The sequence below is a fragment of the Desulforhopalus vacuolatus genome (assembly GCF_016918505.1).
GTDB lineage: Bacteria > Desulfobacterota > Desulfobulbia > Desulfobulbales > Desulfocapsaceae > Desulforhopalus > Desulforhopalus vacuolatus.
Window position 1 is genome coordinate 1 of record NZ_JAFFPZ010000067.1, and the last position, 3,486, is coordinate 3,486.

Annotated in this window: 1 protein-coding gene; it reads left to right on the plus strand. The window is 42.6% G+C overall.

Going from position 1 to position 3,486, the window contains the following annotated elements; translation table 11 throughout:
* Nucleotides 1-3,486 (plus strand): beta strand repeat-containing protein (locus JWG39_RS15840; RefSeq protein WP_205220415.1); only part of this gene is annotated, 3,486 nt, incomplete at both ends.

The following is a 3,486-nucleotide window of genomic DNA, read 5'->3' on the forward strand; positions in this document are numbered from 1 at the left end:
TCCTCTTCGAGTGGAAGTTCCAGTGAATCTATATCCTATAATCTCATCTCAGGTAATACATATTACGTCAAGGTCGATCCTTTTGGCAACAATACCTCAGATTATAATTTGAGTATCAATAGTGGCAATATTGATATAATTAACGGAACCACTATCAGTGGTGGTGATGCGGGTAACTCTCGAACGGGAGCCACTGCGGTTTCACTAGACAGTAATGGAGATGCCAGCATTACAGGTTATGCTGGGGAAAATGATTTTTATACGTTTGTCGCGCAACACCCTGGCACCGCGACCATTAATTTAACGGGATTGAGTTCAGATGTTGATTTAAGGTTATTGAACAGCTCTGGATCACGGTTGGATTCCTCCTCTTCGCATTCCTCATATTCGGGTGGAAGTTCCAGTGAATCGGTATCCTATAATTTCACCTCAGGAGAGATCTATTACGTCAAGGTCGATCCTTATAAAAGTAATACATCAGATTATAATTTGAGTATCAATACAGTCGCTGCTGTTAATGATATAGTTAACGGTAGCACCGTCAGTGGTGGTGATGCGGGTAACTCTCGAACGGGAGCCACTGCGGTTTCACTGGACAGTAATGGAGATACCAGCATTACAGGTTATGCTGGGGAAAATGATTTTTATACGTTTGTCGCGCAACACCCTGGCACCGCGACCATTAATTTAACGGGATTGAGTTCAGATATTGATTTAAAACTCTTGAGCAGCTCTGGATCAACGCTGGATTCCTCATCTTCGCATTCTTCCTCTTCGAGTGGAAGTTCCAGTGAATCGATTTCCTATAATCTCATCTCAGGTAAGACCTATTACGTCAAGGTCGACCCTTTTGGCAACAATACCTCAGATTATAATTTGAGTATCAATAGTGGCAATATTGATATAATTAACGGGACCACTATCAGTGGTGGTGATGCAGGTGACTCTCGAACGGGAGCCACTGCGGTTTCACTGGACAGTAATGGAGATGCCAGCATTACAGGTTATGCTGGGGAAAATGATTTTTATACGTTTGTCGCGCAACACTCTGGCACCGCGACCGTTGATTTAACGGGATTGAGTTCAGATATTGATTTAAGGTTATTGAGCAGCTCTGGATCACGGTTGGATTCCTCCTCTTCGCATTCCTCCTCTTCGGGTGGAAGTTCCAGTGAATCTATATCCTATAATCTCACCTCAGGAGAGATCTATTACGTCAAGGTCGATCCTTATAAAAGTAATACATCAGATTATAATTTGAGTATCAATACAGTCGCTGCTGTTAATGATATAGTTAACGGTACCACTATCAGTGGTGGTGATGCGGGTAACTCTCGAACGGGAGCCACTGCGGTTTCACTGGACAGTAATGGAGATGCCAGCATTACAGGTTATGCTGGGGAAAATGATTTTTATACGTTTGTCGCGCAACACCCTGGCACCGCGACCATTAATTTAACGGGATTGAGTTCAGATATTGATTTAAGGTTATTGAGCAGCTCTGGATCACGGTTGGATTCCTCAACAGCGAGTGGAAGTTCCAGTGAATCGATATCCTATAATCTCACCTCAGGAAAGACCTATTACGTCAAGGTCGATCCTTTTAACAGCCATACTTCAGATTATAATTTGAGTATCAATACAGTCGCTGCTGTCACACCTGTTCCCAGTACCAATAATGATATAATTAATGGCACCACCGTCAGTGGTGGTGATGCGGGGGACTCTACATCGGAAGCCGCTTTGGTTTCATTAGACAGTAATGGAAATGCCAGCATTACTGGTTATGTTGGTGGAAATGATGATGATTATTATACGTTTGTCGCGCAAAATAATGGCACTGCGTATTTTGATTTAACGGGATTGAGTTCAAATGTTAATTTATATCTCTTGAGCAACTCTGACCGGATGTTAGATTCCTCATATTCGAGTGGAAGTTCCAATGAATCGATATCCTATGATCTCACCTCAGGAGAGGCCTATTGCGTCATGGTTCATCCTTATCCTTATGGTACCTCTACCTCAGATTATAATTTGAGTATCAATACAGTCGCTGGTGTCACACCTGTTCCCAGTGGCAATAATGATATAATTAATGGTGAAATCGTCAGTGGTGGTGATGCGGGTGACTCACTATCGGAAGCCGCTTTGGTTTCATTAGACAGTAATGGGGATGCCAGCATTACAGGTTATGCTGGTGATTATGCTGGTGATAATGATTATTATACGTTTGTCGCGCAAAGCAGTGGCACCGCGACCATTGATTTAACGGGATTGAGTTCAAATATTGATTTATATCTCAGTGAGAGCCCTGATGAGAACTCTGCGAACTCTATAGGATTGTTAGATGTCTCATACATGAGTGGAAGTTCCAGTGAATCGGTATCCTATAATCTCACCTCAGGAAAGACCTATTACGTCAAGGTCGATCCTGATGGCACCTCTACCTCAGATTATAATTTGAGTATCAATACAGTCGCTGCTGTCACACCTGTCCCCAGTACCAATAATGATATAATTAATGGCACCACCGTCAGTGGTGGTGATGCTGGAGCCTTTTTATGGGAAGCCGCTTTGGTTGCATTAGATAGTAATGGAGATGCCAGCATTACAGGTTATGCTGGTAATGATGATTATTATAAGTTTGTCGCGCAAAACAATGGCACCGCGACCATTGAGTTAACGGAATTGAGTTCAAATCTTAATTTAAAGCTCTTGAACAGCTCTAACGGGACGTTAGATTCCTCATATTCGAGTGGAAGTTCCAGTGAATCTATATCCTATAATCTCATCTCAGGAGAGACCTATTACGTCAAGGTCGATTATTACTCATCTACCTCAGATTATAATTTGAGTATCAATACAGTCGCTGCTGTCACACCTGTTCCCAGTACCAATAATGATATAATTAATGGCACCACCGTCAGTGGTGGTGATGCAGGTGACTCTCGAACGGGAGCCACTGCGGTTTCACTAGACAGTAATGGAGATGCCAGTATTACAGGTTATGCTGGTGATAATGATTATTATACGTTTGTCGCGCAAAGCAGTGGCACCGCGACCATTAGTTTAACGGGATTGAGTTCAGATATTGATTTAAGGCTCTTGAGTAGTTCTGGATCAACGCTGGATTCCTCATCTTCGCATTCCTCATCTTCGGGTGGAAGTTCCAATGAATCGATATCCTATAATCTTATCTCAGGAGATATCTATTACGTCAAGGTCGATCCTTATTACACCTTTACCTCAGATTATAATTTGAGTATCAATACAGTCGCTGCTGTCACACCTGTTCCCAGTACCAATAATGATATAATTAATGGCACCACCGTCAGTGGTGGTGATGCGGGTAACTCACTATCGGAAGCCGCTTTGGTTTCATTAGACAGTAATGGAGATGCCAGCATTACAGGTTATGCTGGTGATAATGATTATTATACGTTTGTCGCGCAAAACAGTGGCACCGCGACCATTAGTTTAACGGGA